14 protein-coding genes are annotated in these 17,011 nt (G+C 30.0%); 2 read left to right on the top strand and 12 right to left on the bottom strand.

Annotated features, from left to right (window positions below; genetic code table 11):
• The 8 genes from ACSYT2_RS13465 to ACSYT2_RS13500 form a co-directional block, all read right to left on the bottom strand.
• Nucleotides 1-1,899: a VirB4 family type IV secretion system protein gene (locus tag ACSYT2_RS13465; protein WP_438384971.1), complete on the bottom strand. Its 1,899-nt coding sequence runs from the start codon at nt 1,897-1,899 to the stop codon at nt 1-3.
• Nucleotides 1,871-2,206, bottom strand: coding sequence for a DNA-binding response regulator (locus ACSYT2_RS13470; RefSeq protein ID WP_438384972.1), 336 nt, complete (start codon nt 2,204-2,206; stop codon nt 1,871-1,873). The genes ACSYT2_RS13465 and ACSYT2_RS13470 overlap by 29 nt, the downstream gene beginning before the upstream one ends.
• 253 nt (nt 2,207-2,459) lie before the next feature.
• The gene (cphA, locus tag ACSYT2_RS13475; RefSeq protein WP_438384973.1) at nt 2,460-5,078 is read right to left on the bottom strand and encodes a cyanophycin synthetase; all 2,619 of its coding nucleotides are present in this window, start codon (nt 5,076-5,078) and stop codon (nt 2,460-2,462) included.
• The gene (locus ACSYT2_RS13480; RefSeq protein ID WP_430855707.1) at nt 5,065-5,895 is read right to left on the bottom strand and encodes a cyanophycinase; all 831 of its coding nucleotides are present in this window, start codon (nt 5,893-5,895) and stop codon (nt 5,065-5,067) included. The genes cphA and ACSYT2_RS13480 overlap by 14 nt, the downstream gene beginning before the upstream one ends.
• A gap of 128 nt (nt 5,896-6,023) precedes the next feature.
• A complete protein-coding gene (locus ACSYT2_RS13485; RefSeq protein WP_430855708.1) occupies nt 6,024-7,586 on the bottom strand; it encodes a DUF3794 and LysM peptidoglycan-binding domain-containing protein in 1,563 nt (520 codons plus the stop codon).
• A 388-nt stretch (nt 7,587-7,974) separates the two neighbouring features.
• A complete protein-coding gene (locus tag ACSYT2_RS13490) occupies nt 7,975-8,211 on the bottom strand; it encodes a Veg family protein (protein WP_430855709.1) in 237 nt (78 codons plus the stop codon).
• A 279-nt stretch (nt 8,212-8,490) separates the two neighbouring features.
• Entirely contained in the window at nt 8,491-9,354 is an 864-nt protein-coding gene (yabG, locus tag ACSYT2_RS13495) for a sporulation peptidase YabG (RefSeq protein ID WP_438384974.1), read from the bottom strand.
• A 141-nt stretch (nt 9,355-9,495) separates the two neighbouring features.
• Nucleotides 9,496-10,494 (bottom strand): CotS family spore coat protein, encoded by a 999-nt coding sequence (locus ACSYT2_RS13500; RefSeq protein ID WP_430855711.1) that lies wholly within the window; start codon nt 10,492-10,494, stop codon nt 9,496-9,498.
• Nucleotides 10,495-10,598: 104 nt separating this feature from the next.
• Here ACSYT2_RS13500 and ACSYT2_RS13505 point away from each other — a divergent pair, with 104 nt between their 5' ends.
• Nucleotides 10,599-11,720, top strand: a complete 1,122-nt coding sequence (locus tag ACSYT2_RS13505) for a glycosyltransferase family 4 protein (RefSeq protein ID WP_430855712.1) — start codon at nt 10,599-10,601, stop codon at nt 11,718-11,720.
• Nucleotides 11,721-11,766: 46 nt separating this feature from the next.
• On the opposite strand, the gene ACSYT2_RS13510 is transcribed toward ACSYT2_RS13505, so the two are convergent.
• The 3 genes from ACSYT2_RS13510 to ACSYT2_RS13520 are packed head-to-tail and all read right to left on the bottom strand — an operon-like array spanning nt 11,767 to nt 14,587.
• Entirely contained in the window at nt 11,767-12,822 is a 1,056-nt protein-coding gene (locus tag ACSYT2_RS13510) for a CotS family spore coat protein (protein ID WP_430855713.1), read from the bottom strand.
• A 14-nt stretch (nt 12,823-12,836) separates the two neighbouring features.
• A complete protein-coding gene (locus ACSYT2_RS13515) occupies nt 12,837-13,580 on the bottom strand; it encodes a hypothetical protein (RefSeq protein ID WP_430855714.1) in 744 nt (247 codons plus the stop codon).
• Nucleotides 13,581-13,591: 11 nt separating this feature from the next.
• Nucleotides 13,592-14,587, bottom strand: a complete 996-nt coding sequence (locus ACSYT2_RS13520) for a CotS family spore coat protein (protein WP_430855715.1) — start codon at nt 14,585-14,587, stop codon at nt 13,592-13,594.
• 122 nt (nt 14,588-14,709) lie between these two features.
• On the opposite strand from ACSYT2_RS13520, the gene ACSYT2_RS13525 reads away from it, so the two are divergent.
• Nucleotides 14,710-15,837 (top strand): glycosyltransferase family 4 protein, encoded by a 1,128-nt coding sequence (locus tag ACSYT2_RS13525; RefSeq protein WP_430855716.1) that lies wholly within the window; start codon nt 14,710-14,712, stop codon nt 15,835-15,837.
• Here the strand turns inward: ACSYT2_RS13525 and ACSYT2_RS13530 are convergent.
• Nucleotides 15,832-16,968, bottom strand: a complete 1,137-nt coding sequence (locus ACSYT2_RS13530; RefSeq protein ID WP_438384975.1) for an extracellular solute-binding protein — start codon at nt 16,966-16,968, stop codon at nt 15,832-15,834. The genes ACSYT2_RS13525 and ACSYT2_RS13530 overlap by 6 nt on opposite strands.
• Nucleotides 16,969-17,011 lie beyond the last annotated feature (43 nt).

Consider the following 17,011-nt stretch of genomic DNA (forward strand, 5'->3'; position numbering starts at 1 on the left):
TTATCTTCCACCCTTAAATATCCTTCTTTCTTCTTCTGTTATCTCTATTTGCATTGATATATTTTTCATACCCATTATAGATAGTATACATTCCCCTTCTTCGAGATTCGGTATCATTTCTATTTCACTTTCCGTTAACCTTCCGTCAAATATCTTCTTAATAGCTTCTATAGCATTAGCGTCCTGTTGCATTATGAATTTATACTGCGTTAATTCAAATAGCTTTTTTAATTCTTCAACTGCTTCTGACTTAGCATCTTGGGGAACATAGTCCTTAATAGATTGATTAGCTAATAAGACTGCCCCAAAATATTTTCTATCTTCTCTTTCCATCTGTAATATATATCTAATTCCATCAATATTATTAGAATTAATATAATTATGTGCTTCATCTATAACAACTAAAAACTTAACTACATCCTCAATATCTTTTCCATGCTCCTCATACTCCATCTTCTCTCTTTTACCATGTTGAGTAGCTTGTCCCCATATCGAAGTTAAAACGCTAAATATTTGAGTCATAAATATTTGAGTCTCATATTGATGTAATGTTCCTACCTCATAAGAAATTAATTGCTCATCAGATAAATCATCAATAGTTGAATGACCATTAAATAATTTACCATATGTAAATACTAGCTTTTCTATAGTAAGTATTATACTTTCTAACCTATTAATTTTACCTGTAGTTAAGTTTTCCCTAACTATTTCTTCTTCTACATTTGAGTAAAGTTCATTCTTAGAGTACTCTAATAATTCACTCATTATCGGATACTCATTAGCATTATATTGAGTACATTTATCTATATCTATACCATAACTAATATAGAATTTTCTAACAATCCTATCAAACTCATCTATATCATTATCTTTATTTTTAGATAATGAACTATAAAGCATTGATAATTTGCTCATATGGACTGTATAACATTGTTCATCGAGAATCTCATTACTTTCTTCATCTATTACTGTAGGATATATGTGAAGTGGATTAATAATACCACTTGAACCATCTAAAGAAACTACCTTACCTCCACACTTTAAAATTAACGTCCTAAACTCTCCAGACTTATCAATTACTCTTACCTTATTTCCAATTAAATAATTATTATATATTAACTTTTTTAATGCAGTAGATTTACCTGCTCCTGTTGTTCCAGTTAGTAATGCATTATATGACTTTCTTTTCTTATCCTTATGAAATAAATCAAAAAGAACACTTCCCCCAGTAAATGTTGTACCTAGAAATGACCCTAAAGGATCATTAATATTAGTATAGTTAAATGGAAATCCAGCACCTAAACTTAATGAAGGCAATCCCTTACCTTCTCTCTTATTTTCATACTTCGCTTGATTGCTATAATTATCAAACAAAGCTTTCCACTCATGCTCCTGCTCATTAAGAAGTATTGCTCCGCGATAATTTAAATTTTCTAATTCTTCTAGTATATCACCAACCTTTTTTTCTAAACCAGCTCTTGTTCTATCTGCAACGTAAATTCTTAAATGAATAACTTTTAATACTTCACCATATTTAACAACTTCCTCTTGTAATTCAATAAGCTTATTGAATTCATCTTTAGCCATTAACTTATCTTTATACTCCATACTTTCATAATATCTTGACTCTTGCTCTCTTAAAGATTTCTCAAGTTTTTTTAGTGTATCTCCTTTTGTTGCTTCCCCTACATCCATAGTTACAATTGTATTTTTTATATTCATAACTGAATTTAACCAAAATTCTTCTACTTCTGTTGGATAATCATATAAGTGCAATACAACTTCGTACCCATCACCTTTTTTAATTATGTTATCCTCAAAACTTATACCACCTTGCGGTTGTATCTTGGATAAAAAATAAGGATTATATTCATAATTCAATATTTTCACTTTCTCCATAAAAACACTTGTCCTTTTTTAATACTAAATCACCCTTAGCATTACTCCCGTATGCAGAAGGATTATTTAATACTATTGATTTATTACTCATAAACTTAGTACCTTCATAATTTATAGCCTTGTTTATTTCTTTTGCTTCAAACCTTAACAATAAATTGTTTTTATCATGTGTTTGTTTTAAGCCTCCAAAATTTCTTTGTATACACTTACGAACTGTTTCTTCATTTGCTTTTAAAATTTTAGATATTACATTATATTTATAACCTTTTAAATACAACTCCTTAACTCTAGCCTTATCTAACCTCAATTAGTACCTCCTAATAAAAAAGAATATAGTTATTCCATAGTAAAAAACTGGGACATATTTTGTTTTTAAAGATTAATTATTCATAAAAAGTTAATATCTTTATTTATTATTCTAGATATAATAAAAAAGCCGATATTAACACTTTTTCTCTTAATCACTCTATTGATTAAGAGATTATCATTAATATCAGCTTTGGACAAACATTCCATTATTTCATTTTAGGTGTTCTAATGCATTAGCATCAGCCTTTATTTTATAAATTTGCTAGGTTTAGATTATTGTCTATAGAATTATATTCTTTTATTATGTCTAATAATGGTTCTAGACATTCATAAAATACAATTATAATATCTCCGGAAGATGAGTTATTTATTGCTTCCCTAAATGCATCACACTCATCTAAGACCACCTTAGATTTGTTTTTATTATTAACATTTCTTATCCCTTTTTCCAACAATTCTGCAACTTCGCCTGGCTTTCTACCTCTTCTGCTCTTATCTTCCTTTATGTAAATAGTATCCATAACACTACTACACATAGATCCTATTTTTAATATCATTTCGTCTTTTCTGTCTCCAGGAACACCTATTACTCCAATAACCTTCTCTTGCTTAAGTTTCGATAAGGAATCTAATACCACTCTATATCCTTCTATATTATGACCGTAATCAAGTACTATCTTTACTCCATTCAGATCATACATATTAAATCTTCCAGAGTTACACTCCATATTAGGCTTAAAACTATTAAATCCTTTGGCTATCATACAATAGTCTATTCCTAATCCTATCAATGCCCCACAGGCTGCCATAGCATTTTCTATATTAAATTCTAATATACCATCTAATGCTATTGGTATATTTCTAATATCTAGAATTTTATACTCTCTTTTTTCATTGCTTACCCACAAAGCATCTTTTTCAATATATACTGATATTCCACCTTCAACTATATTCTTTTGAATAAGCTCATTTTCTTTTGACATTGAAAATAATATTTTCTTAGCTTTTATTCTATCTATAATTTTTATACTCCACTCATCATCAGCATTCATTACAACATATCCATCTTCTTTTACAGCTTCACCTACTAGTGATTTTACGAATGCCAATTCTTCCATTGTATTTACTTGATCTACTCCAATATGATCCTCAGTAATATTTGTTATTACAGCAACATCAGCCGAATCATAAGCTAACCCTCGTCTTATTAATCCTCCTCTTGCTGTTTCTAATACTGCAACTTCAACATCCCTATTTAATAGAACTGTTTTTGCACTATAATATCCGGTATCGTCACCATTATCAATACATTTACCATCAATAAATATACCATCTGTTGATGTCATCCCAACATTATAACCCATTGTTCTTAATACATGTGATGTTAACCGGGTTGTTGTAGTTTTCCCATTCGTCCCTGTTATAGATATTAGCGGTATATTTACGGGCGTACCATTATATTGTAGGTTTAAAATTGCTTCTCCAACCTCTCTACTTTTCCCTAAACTTGGATATTGATGCATCCTTATTCCTGGTGCTGCATTAACCTCCATAACTCCCCCATTCTGATCATATATAGATTTGCTTATATCATCTATCTTTATATCTATCCCACAAATATCCAATCCAATAGTCTTAGCTGCCCTTATACATATTTCTTTATTTTCTTCACAAATTTCATCTGTACAATCTACAGCTATACCCCCAGTAGATAAATTAGCATTATGTCTTAAGAGTATCTTCTCTCCTTCTTCTGGAATTGTAAGTAAACTCTTTCCTGACTTTTCTACACACTCTAATAACTCATCATCTATTTTCACCTTAGTTAGAGGCTTTTCATGATTATATCCCCTTATTGGATTATTATTTAATCTTCTAATTAGCTCTTTTAAATTACTAACTCCATCTCCAACTACAACCGGGGGCATTCTTAAAGAAGCAGCTACAACTTCATACCCAACTACACAAACCCTATAATCATTGCCTTGAAGATATTGTTCTATCATCAAATCCTTATATTTACCTTTTAAATTATTATAGATTCTTACTAAATCCTTTTCAGATGAAATGTTTATAACAACTCCTTCACCTTTGCTTCCATACCTAGGTTTAAGAACTAATGGATATCCTATTTGTTCTCCTTCTTTGAGAAGGTTTATTATATTGCATACTCTTCCACCTTTTGCTACAGGGATACCTTGACTCATTAAAAGTTCCTTAGTTAATACTTTATCTGATGCTATATCTGTTGCTACACAACTTGTTGTTGCCCCTATAGTTGCCTCTATAACCCTTCCTTGTTTACCATATCCAATCTGATATAATCCACTATCTCCCAGCTCAAATACTGGCAATCCATATCTTAATGCCGCGTCTCTAATTGCTTGCGTACTAGGACCTATACTTTCTTTATTTAGTATGTCTTCTAATAATTTAATTCTACCCTCATAATTTATACTTTCATTGCTAATAAGTGAATTTATTATATCTAATGCTAGTCTTGCTGTTTCTATGGCTGTTGATCTGTATTCATATTGAAAAATAATATAATATAAATCTCCCTCTATTTCCCTTGACTTCCCATAGGAAACATCTAAGCCAAGTTTATTCTGTATGGCAATTATAATATGTTCACATATATGTGCTAAATATGTTCCTTCATTTAATCTTTTTACAAATCCCCCATCTTCATCTATTCCACATCTATGAGATTTTAGTTCTGGAACGAAATTTAATAATCCTGCATTAAACCCTGGTATATCTTTACTTGGCGTTTCTGAATAACCACATAAGTCTACATCCAACCTAATACATTTCTTATGAGAATATATATTTCGTCCCTCAAAAACTCCCTCTTTAATTATCTTCATAGTTAGTTTTATCCTCCTCAAAAGGTGCTTTTCCAATAAGACTAAATTTGTTTCCTTCTCTAAGTACATGAAGTTTAACATTGTATATACTTAAAACTTCATCTGAATGTTGTTCTGAAACATTCGTATATGATATTCCACTTCCATCTATAAAATATACTGCACCTTCACCTATCACTTCTACTATGCCATTCTTATTAACAATAATTGCAGTATTTTCATCAATCCCAATCCCTAATACTTCAGGATTTTGCGCTATTCCTGTCAATAACCTTCCTATTCTTCCCCTTTGTGCAAAGTGCTGATCAATAATAACATTTTTAATAAAACCAAAACCTGGTGACATCTTTAATGTACATTTTCTCGGAGCTTCTTCATCTTCCCCCTCTACAATCATAGTATCACTCATAACTGATGCTCCAGCAGATGTCCCAACTATATATATTCCCTTTTCTTCTACCTCTTTTAACGCATCATAAATAGGTGATCCCCCTACTAAGCTTGTAATTCTTAGTTGATCTCCACCTGTAAAGAATATTAAAGAGGCATTTTTAATTAACTCCTCATTTTCCTTCTTATAAGCATCCTCTCTCTCACTTATATCTAAAATGTCAATATTTTTAATACCTAATTCCCCAAAAGCCTTTCGATACTTATTAGCCGCTTCTTTTGGATATTCTGTAGCTATGGTTGCAATTAGCAAGCCATCTTTTTCTTTATTGATACATTCACATACCTTTTTAAGTATTTCCTTTTTTCCTTCTTTATCTTCAGCTCCCCCAATTATAATAAGATTTCCACTTAATTTAATATTCATCCTATCACCTCAAATCTTGCATTTGTTATTGTTTCCAAGAGTAAAGATAATTATTCAAATTCTTTATAACTCTAACTATATTAATAACAAAAAGGAGCTAGAAATAATCTAACTCCTTTAAAACGCAACTAAAATAAAGCTCTTCCTGGTACTATTAATTTTTCTCCACAGGTAATCATGTCTGGATTTTCTAATCCATTTATGTTTACTAGATCTTTAACTGTGGTGTTATATTTCTTTGCCAAGTCCCATAAATTATCATTTTTGCCCACCACATATATTGTTATGCTCGCTTTCTTGGTTTTACCCTCTCCTTCACTTTCAATTACATCTGAAATAAACTCTTTATTTACCTCATAGCAAACTTTTGCTGCAATTAATATATTAGCTTTTACTGCAATAGTATTAGCCTCCAATGCTGCATCCATCCCTTCTAAGTTACACTTAACAATTGCCTTCATACCTGCTTTTGCCCCATTCATATCTAAAACAACTGTAAATGGGATATCACCACTTACCTGAGCATATCCTTTCTCATCGTCAGTAGTCTTATATATAACATTAGCCTTAATTATACCCTCAACTGTAATTTTATCATCAACTACATTCTTCTCAGTTACAATTGCATTTCCTGTAGCTGTTATAATACTCTCTGGCTTCATATCATTTTCTTTTATATATATATTATCTTTTATTATAGATTCTGTTGATTGTGATCCATGTATAACACCAATCTCATAGTCATCTTTTCTTAACTCAATAGAAAATTCTGGCGAATAAACATCTTTAATCACCTCGATGCTCTCATCGGAAAATATTTTAACATTAGCCTTAACTAAAAACTCTGTATTAATTATTCTAGATTCTCCAAGGTCATCTTCCTCTAAACCTAAATCTCTATTTTCTATTTCATAAGATACTGAAGGAATCATCTCTGAAAATACACCAACTATTTCTTCTTCTTTTGATAGATATACATCATCCTCTAAACTAACTATATCTCTAGACTCATCCCCTATATAAAGAATATTAAGCTTACAATAACATCCTAAATACACTTTATCTTCTGCAACTTTAACTTCTTTTTTATGAAGTCTCATTGAGCATTTTAATATCTTTGCTACCTGTGGTTTATCCATACCAACTCTAAGCATAGATTTTCCTATAAGTTCTACCTCTTTATTAGCAGCAAGCCTATTTATTGATTCAGTTCTCCTTAGAACCTCAACCTCTTCTGTTCCTTCAATATCTTTTACAAAATCAAACTCTATACTCTTATAAAGTTCCCAGTTAAGATCAATAACACCTTCTATTGCTATCTTTCTTTCATTCATGATTTTAGCATCAATATGTTCTACCTTGCATTCAACTTCGCAAACCACCCTATGTTCACCCTCATCAAGGTCTAAGTAATTAGTAAATTTTTCAGTATAACTCACTGAATTCACTACCATATTATCTTCCCTAGGTATATAAAGCACAGTATACTCTACTTTCCCCTCCAACATAACCTTATCACCAATAACTTCCTTGCTAGTTATTAATGCTCTTGAATCTACTGCTAAAACCTCTTGCACATCTGGGTGAGTGTCCGGTATTAAATACTCATCTTTTAAAATAGCCGTTGAACTATTTTCTCTTAGTAGTTGCTGGAATTGTACATTTTCTTTTATAACATCTATCTTTGACATTTTATCCCTCCCATAGAATACCTACTATTATGTATATATCTCAGCCTCTATTTCTATGACAAAATTTCAAAAAATATTTTTTCTAATATATCCCATAATAATTTTCATATATGAGAATTTTGTCTAAAGATATTTTTTTCACTACTTTCCCCTTGTAATATTGTTGACATTTATATTTATTTGTCGTATAATAAATCTTGGTTATTGACCATATAACCTCTCATAAATTCTCAATACCCTTTTATACCATAGTTGAAAGATGGAAACCCACCATCTTTCTTTTTTTATTTTTTTAATAATATATTTATTCAATTCTATCTACAGTTTTACTTTTATATGCATATGTTTGAACAAAAAGAAAAACTTCGATATAATCGAAGTTTTATTACTAATTAGGAAAAACTAATTGTACTGTCTTAGTTAGTACATCTGAATAACTATATGTCACGGTTCTTTGGGTGTCATTCTCTAATCTGATTACAAAAATACTAGGGTATACACTTTCTATAACACCATCATTAACTAGGATTTTTTTACGCCCTCCATTTGCTCTTAGAGTTACCTTTTCTCCTAAGTGCCTTTCAATGTCTTTCTTAATAATTGCAATAGTTTTTATCTTTTCCATTTTCAAACACCCTCTTTCCTAATTCTATTATACCACCGATTCCTTATATTGTCAATGAAAATTTAATATTTTATCACTTTTCACTCATATTTGTCAATGGAAATTTAAGAATTTTTTAATTTTTTAATTTACTACTATATTGTTAGTGTTTTTATTTATTTTTATTCAAAAATATCAAATATTCATTGATAGATTTACATTCATTAAAATAGAAAAAATGTTGTTTAACACCTAACTTCAATTATATTTGCAAATATCATATTTTCACATACTCCTAATTTAAATATATGGAGATTTAGGATATCCTTCTCTGTACTTCCCCCTAGTTTGCAACCCACCTATACCTTTTATTCCTGTTATTGTATTTTCTATAACATCAGTTATTGATACAACCTTGTCTATCCTAGTATAGGCAATTTTCTCACATACAAACACTGGGTCAAGACAATGAATTAATACTCTATTGGGACTTGATGCAAAATTAGCCCCTGCATCTAACATACACTCATAACAACTTTGGCAAGCCCCTGCAAATATAACTAATTCATCATAACTCGCATTATAATTACGTAATGCTTTAACTGAATCTATATAATGCTTTGAATTCCTATAACATTTTAAATCTAAATAATTACTTGTACTTTTTAATACCCCATCATGACCAGTAAGAACTACTATATCAGGCTTTATTTCTTTTACTAGATCTACTATAACCTGTGCTTGTTCTCTTTCAGGTATAGCTTTACCTACAGCATCCAATGATAGTTGCTTATAAACTTTAAGGCAGGTCTCCATATACTCAATATCTCCATCTACATGAAGTATCTTACCTGGTCTTCCAAACATAAGCTCCTTACTGGTCGTCACTTTGGGGGATTTACTTATTCTCGTAAGTACATCTCCCCTAAGGGAAATTGCATTCTTTATTGCTTTTTTTACCCTACTATTTAATATCTTATCCTGTTCCCCTACATAATCATCATTAACTTCTTCAAGATCCTCACTTCTTGAATCAGCTATAATTCTTATATTAATGCCCTTTAATATATAAACAGGCTGTCCATCAATCTCTTTAATATCAATTATTTTAAATGTAATATCTTTATCATATGATTTACGTACTACTACATCTCCTACTACCATATTTTCCTCTCTTTATATAGTGTTGTTATTTATAATATGAATTTAAGAAATAATTGTGTATTAATTCGTACTATCAATATATCTTTTTCTTAATAAATATATTTAGAAAAAGAAAAGGTGCTCTCTTCGAACACCTTCCCCTTATAAGTCAAACTCTTCTTTGAATTTTTCCAACAATGTTAAATACTTATCCTTCTCATCTATAATACCTTGTAGTTTTTTAGAGAAGGTATTTTGTCCCCAGTTGACCTCATTGTAATAGTATCTGTTGGCTAAGCGCCAATATCTTTGTGGGAATTGTAGATAGGAATATAAAACTTTATACTCTTCGTCAGATATAGGTGATATAGATTCGTATGATTCTAATATTGCCTTTGCGAAGCTTATATCCCAATCTACCCTTTTAAGTACTTTTATCATAAAATTGGATATGTCAAAGGTTCTAACTTCTCTCTTACAATAATCAAAATCAATAACATGGACGTCGTTATTATCACTAAGTATAATATTATGATAGGTAAAATCATGGTGACAAAAACTTTTTTCCTTATCTGCTACTGCACATAAATCATAGTAAGATGATTCTTCTAATGTTTTTAAAGCTTTCCTTCCAATGTCCTTATAGAACTCCATAGACTTTAAATAAAGCACATCAAAATCACTTTTAACACTTTTCTTCCTTATCATGTCTCTCATCTTGTCTAGTGATTTAATTCTCTTTGCCATGAGGTGTGGCCATCTTCCCAAATCACTTTTAAGTTTTGAATTCTCAGGTGGGTCGTACCCTTTGGAGGCTTCATGCATCTTTGCTAAAGTTTTAGCTGCAAGCTTAACTTCTTCAATATTATGAAAGTCACATTCTCTTCCCTCTAGCCATTCGGAAAGAGTGTAAAGATCCTCATTAACTAATGCATATGGTTCTTCTTCAATATTTAAAAAATATCTATCAACTTTACTAAATCCATTATTAATTAGATATTCTTTTGCACCATATACAAACATTAATTTTTGAGGTCCATAGTTTATTTTTTTCAAACAACGTTCACCTTTATTAGTTTTTAAATAGTAGACCCCTTTGTTTGCTTTAATTATTTCAATCTTAATGTCGAACTGTCTTTCTATTTCAAATTCTCTCATCATAGTCCTCACCCCCTTTATATTTATATGTATATGCTATTTCTTTTATTAACAAAACTTAAGGTAATTTAATATAATAAAAAGAGAGTACTGAGAAAGGATACATCATGAAGATCGGAATAGACGGCAGAGCCGCTAAATGGTACAGGGGAACTGGTATAGGAACTTATACTCACCAGCTTATCTCAAGCTTAAATAATGTAGATTTTGATAATGACTATCTTGTCTTTCTACCTGAAGGTTCGTCTTTAAAAGATTTAAAAAATAATTTTCACGTAGAAAGGGCTAAATCTAATTTAAAAGAAAATTTTTGGGATGAGGTAAGAGTTCCTAATATACTTGATAATCACAATATGGAGCTATATCATGTTCCTCAAAATGGTGTTGGACTTTCAGAAAATATAAATTGCCTTAAAGCCATCACATTGCATGATATAATCCCTTTAAGGATGCCTGAAACTGTAAGTGACAGATATTTAAAGATTTTCAACAATGAGTTACCTAGTATGTTAAAGGATTGTGAAGGAATAATAACAGTTTCTGAGTTTTCAAAGCAAGATATAGCACGGGAGTTTAACTTTCCAAAGGATAAAATATATGTTACTCACCTTGCTGCTGAAGACATATATAGACCTATGAGTAAATGTATGTGTAAGCATATCATTAAGGATAAATATGGTATTGAGGATGATTATGTTCTTTATGTTGGTGGTTTTAGTCCACGAAAAAATATAATAGGTTTAATCGAGGCTTTTTCTCTAATTCAACCATATAACAGGAAAAATGTTAAATTAGTCATCACCGGCAAAAAAGGACTTTCCTACAATAAATATAAACAGAGAGCTGAAGATCTAAATATTGCAGAGGATGTGATTTTTACTGATTTTATCCCTCTAGAAGACTTACCACTTTTCTATAACGGAGCTGAAGTTTTAGCTTATCCTTCTTTTTACGAAGGATTTGGTCTACCACCATTGGAAGCTATGGCCTGTGGAACTCCAGTGATAGCTTCTAACGTTACCTCCCTACCTGAGGTATGTTATGATTCAGCTTTATTAATAAATCCTTATAATATAGAAGATCTTAGTTATGCTATAGAGAAGGTATTAAATGATAGCTTATTAATGCTTACAATGGTCAAAAAGGGCTTAATGCGTAGTATAAATTTCTCATGGAATAACACTGCATTAAGAACTATAGATGCTTACAATTCTATGATAAAAAATTAGCTCAAAGTAAAAGAGGAAGCAATTTTGCTTCCTCCTTCACACTCCATTAACAAAACATCTCTTTATATTTTCTCTTATATGCTTCTAAGAAATCTCTTCTAAATACTTCATTACTTAACTTGTTTTTAATCCTATTTAAAAAGACCTCCTCTTCCCAATCTTTTTCCCTATGATAATAGCTTCTTACTATTGAGTAAAAATCCCTAGGATATAATAATAGAATATATAGAAATTTGTATTCTTCCCTATCTAAAGGATAAACCTTATCATATGCATTTATGACATCCAATGCCTTATCTATATCAAAAGCTGCATTTTTTATTCCCTTTAATACCAAATCAGCTAAATCCATTATTCTAAGATCAATAGAACAGTAATCAAAATCTATTAAATACATTTCATCCTCTGATATTAAAAAATTATGCTCTGCTAAATCATTGTGGCAAACCACAATATTTTTCATCTCTTCTCTATAAGAACTATATCCACTAAATGATAATAATTCCTTCGATTTATCTATCTCTTCCACATACTTATCAATAACCTCTAAAAATAATTCATCAAACTCATTTTTATATCTATATTTTTCTACCCAACTTCTAATTTTTTTTATATCTTCTAAACTATTATCCAACTTAATAACCATGCTCTCTTCTATAACTTCACCTTCAGCTTTTCCTATTTCTTTTAATATTTCTTTAAAACCATTTTTAGATGCCAAGTGCATTCTAGCTAAAAGTTCTCCACTCATTTGAAATTCTAAAGGATTAGTAAATGTAACCTCTCTTCCAGGTATCAAATCCATTACTATATAATTATTTCCCTTCCAGTCTATATAACACTTTCCACTATCGAATTTTCTAAAAGATATTATATTGGAAAATTTATCATAAATATTTTCCACACAAGAATTTATAAACCTTAGCCTGTCTTCACTATACTCAACTCTCTTTAAAATCATTTTCCCCTCATCAGTTTGCAATATAAAAACTTTTCTTAATGGTGTAATATCCAACACATTAATACCCAGTTTATTAAAGAACTCTGAACTTAAATCATAATCCAGTAGATACTTCTTATCAGGATACCTTAGCTTATTCATGCTTTTACCACTCCTTACAAAATCTCATTCTCATATTTCAAAGAAGACTTAATATTTTTTAAGTACTCATCTGGTAATAATCCTCTTTTATTTTGCCTATACCTATACCATTGCTTTAAACTATCATAAGGAACAGATAAATGTATCTTAATATACTCCTCACTATCTTTATTTAAATGCGACAACTCAATATATTTATCTATACATGATTCAATGCTTACATTCATTAACCTACGCCTTACCTTTTTTAAATAAGCACATATATCCTCTTCAATTAAGTTATAACTTATATTTTTCAAATTACCTATCTCTACAGCATCAATCACTCTTAAATTGCCCTCATCAACTCTCCCTAAGCATATTTCATTTTTCTTCATGCTACGTTTTATTATTCCAATATAATCTATTTCATTAAGCCTTTTTAAAGCCTCTTCAGCTCTATATAATATATTCTCTCCATTTTCCATAATATAGTAGTCCATTTCATTTTTTTCTTTTAAATTTTCTCTAAACTCAAAATCCTTCCTTAACCTTTTAAGCTCTACTTTAATAGTTTCTATATTTTTTCCTATTGTACTATTAATTCTAGTAGATCCATTCCTGCCATAATCCATTAGAATTCTATGAATATCTTCTATAAGAATTATTTGACTAAATACCTCTTCCTCCGTATACAAGCGCCTTCCCTTAAAGCATTCTTCCGTTACTATTATATCTTTTTCTAATAGATATTCACTTAGAGTTAAATTATTAATCATAACCCCCTCCTTTAGGAAAAGAATGAATAGATAAAGCTCTCTCGCTCTTCTCTATCCTCTAAATACTTACTTAACCTTCCTATAAAAAACTCTTCCTTCCATGGCTGTTGTTCCCAATACATTTGAATTCCTAATTGCCAATAAGCTTGCGGAAATCCTATAAATTCTTTCATTATATTAAATTCTTCTTCATGTAAACTGTGACTTAATGAATAGTTTTCTAATATACTTTCTCCCTTTCTAATATCCCACTTTCCATTTTTCATTGCTCTAATTAATAATGAGGATAAATCATGTAAATTGGTATCTAATATACAATAATCAAAATCTATAACACTTATCTCCTCTTTATTGTCTATTAGAACATTATGATTGGCATAATCATGATGACAGAAACCTCTCTTTAACACCTGCTTCTCCATTATATTTAAATATTTTGAATCTCTTAATCCATTTATACTTCTATCAGCTCTATCTATTTCTTCTTCTAAAGCACTAAGATATAATTTATCAAAATCAGACTTATATGCTTTCTGGTTAATCCGATTTTTAAAGTCTAATATTTCATTTTTTCTTGTGTTAAAAACCTCTAACCAAGAAAACCATCCTATTCGTGGCTTCATATCTTTAGTGATTGTAAATCCTTCACTACAAAGATGTAGTTCACCAAGTTTAGTTGCAGCTCTCGAAAGTTCAATTGGATTATCATAATTGCTTTCTCTTGAAGATATCCATTCAGTTACATAAGCGTAGCTCCCAAAGAAATTTATATAATAATTCCCCCCATTTGTTATGAGGATTTGAGGAATCGTCTTAAACCCCCTATTCTGGAGATGTAACATTGCAGAGAGTATAAAATAAAAATGAGGGAATTGATATTTAATAATCTTAATACAATATCTTCCCTCTTTAGCATATACCTTATAAGTGCTCTTTACCTTCTCTATAGATTCAATATTTAGATTATAATTATCTTTTATGAGTTTTGATATTCTCTCCTCTTCCATCAAATTCCCCTTGAGATTAATTCCTTTTATTATATGTATTTCACCTTTTTAGTGTGATTTTCATTCACAAATTAATGAAGAAAGTAATATTTTATACTATATGAATTTTTAGAGGTGACTTTATGAAGGTGGGAATTGATTCTAGAGGTGCCAACTTATATGCTGGCTCAGGAATAGGCACATACACACAAAATCTTGTATTAAACCTAATTAATAATAGATCAGATACTTTCGATTTAATATGGACCGGAGCTAAAAATGAAAATTTCTTAAGAGATAATACTAAATTATTTAATACATCTGGAAAACATGGTGGCTTTTATGAAACTTACTATGTACCTAATTTAATGAAGAATGAAAAGGTAGACTTATATCATATCCCTCAAAATGGAATAGGCTTTCCTTTCGATTGGGATCTAAATGTAGTAGTCACCATACATGATCTTATTCCATATATAATGCCAGAAACTGTTGGAAAGGGCTACCTAAATAGATTCCTTAAAGATATGCCAAATATTCTTGCTTATTCTGCTGGAATACTTACTGTTTCTGAATACTCAAAAAAAGATATCTTAAGATTTTTTCCAAGTTACCCTGCAGATAAAATTTATGTAACTCCTCTAGCTACCAATGAATATTTTAAACCTATAGCAAAAGATTATTGCACGGAATATTTAAAAAATAATTATAAACTTAATGATCCATATATTTTATATTTAGGTGGTTTTAGCACTAGAAAAAATGTTAAAGAACTCATTCTGTCTTTTAACAAAATTCAAAAGGATTTAAAAGTTCCACATAAGTTATTATTAGGTGGCTCTCTTAGAGATGAGGGACTAATTCTTAAAGACCTTGTTTATTCATTAGGCTTACAGGATTCTATTCTTTTTACTGGATTCCTAGATGATTCACTACTGCCTATATTTTATAGTGGTGCTGAGGCTTTTGTTTACCCATCCACATATGAAGGATTTGGTTTACCGCCTTTAGAAGCAATGAGTTGTAAAACTCCTGTTATTACCTCTAATTTAACTTCAATTCCTGAAGTCACTGGTGATAATGCTATCTTAATTAATCCTTTTGATAAAGATCAATTAAGCCAATCCCTACTAGATCTCTTAAATAATGAATATTTAAAAGATGAACTAGGGGAAAAAGGATATAAAAGAAGCCTCCATTTTTCATGGAAGCAGACAGCCAGTAATACTCTTGATGCTTATAATGATATTTTAAATTCAATATATCTATAAATTATCTATAACTTTTCTATAAAGTTTATAGTCCTTTACTCTAGGAGCCTTCTCTGTTATATTACTCATTATAACAAGGGGGCTTTTCCCTTTAAAATTATTAATATCTGATTCAATTTCTCTATTTTTATAAGTAGATAAAAAACTCAAAAAAAATTGTCCATCTTTTATATCTTCAATCCCATCCTTGGTGTTTGTAGTTAGGAAACCTATAAATCTTCTTATTAATTCACTATTGCTATTAACTTTGCTTACTACAACTAAATTATCTCCCTCTGCCACATAGAATTTATTACTTCCACTAACTTTAGACGGAGCATTATTTGCAGTCCATACACATTCCTCTTCTAAAGCCTTCAATTCTCTCATACCATTTATAGAAGATATTCTAGCTAAAAACTTTCCACCTTCCTTAGTGTTTATTATATTTTCTACATTCAATAATTCAAGTTTTTCTTTTACATCATTTATAACATCTTCATAAATAAGAGACTCTTCCATAGCTTGCATCGTTAATAAAGATATTAGGTCATCATAATCTTGCCCTGTAGCATTTAGTATTCTTACCTCCCCATTACTCTTTGCAAATATATCCTTTCCCATATCAATAAGACTTTCCCAAGTATTAATATTCTCATGTTTATACCCGTATGTATCCATCATATCTTGTCTAAGATATAGCACTAAAGGTCTTGATGTTAATGGAATCCCAACTAATTTCCCATCTACTTTAACTTCATCTATTCTTCCACTAGTAAAGTTCTTTGAGTAATCATCAATTATGCTTGTCTCTTGCTCTATTGATATCTCATATCTATTATCTTCAGCTATCTTAGCTAAGTAATTACTATCCATTTGTATTATATTAGGTAAGATGTCTTTATTAAAAGCATCTTCAACCTTATTTTCATATTCATATGATTGTACCTTAATTACATTTACTTTACTCTTGTCATTTACTTCCATAAACTTTTTAGCCGATTCATTTAAATAATCAAAATTTATACTATTGGCCCATATTGTTATATTACCCTTTACATTATTCTCTATTTTGTTATTAAATAGAAGAAATGAGATTGTAATCAATATTCCTGACACTAAAATTGCAACAATATATTTAATATTTTTCATAAACTCGCCCCCTTGATAAGTATACCTATGATTATATAACAAT

Source organism: Clostridium zhoujianii, assembly GCF_051590805.1.
In the GTDB taxonomy this organism is placed as follows: domain Bacteria; phylum Bacillota; class Clostridia; order Clostridiales; family Clostridiaceae; genus Clostridium.